Source organism: Phosphitispora fastidiosa, from assembly GCF_019008365.1.
In the GTDB taxonomy this organism is placed as follows: Bacteria; Bacillota; Thermincolia; order Thermincolales; family UBA2595; genus Phosphitispora; species Phosphitispora fastidiosa.
Map to the genome: position 1 here is coordinate 1 of NZ_JAHHUL010000211.1, position 239 is coordinate 239.

Annotated in this window: 1 protein-coding gene; it reads left to right on the forward strand. The window is 30.1% G+C overall.

Annotated features, from left to right (window positions below):
• The coding region (locus tag Ga0451573_RS19545; protein WP_231685886.1) for a hypothetical protein at positions 1-239 on the forward strand (239 nt) is incomplete at both ends.

Genomic DNA, 239 nt, shown 5'->3' on the forward strand with positions numbered 1-239 from the left:
CGGCAATGATAATATAGAAATGATCAAAACTCAATTAGAGAACAAGATTTGTAATAGTGTTAAGACGGTTCCTTATAATGAAAGCTATCTAAAAACCTTCAAAAAAATACTAAAAGGTTTAGAGACTAAAAAAGAACATTACATTTGGATATGTAGTACAGTTTGCGATTATGAAAATTTCGATTTTGGTTATATATGTGACCCGTTCGCTAAAGAAAATTTGCATGTGTTTCCTAGCG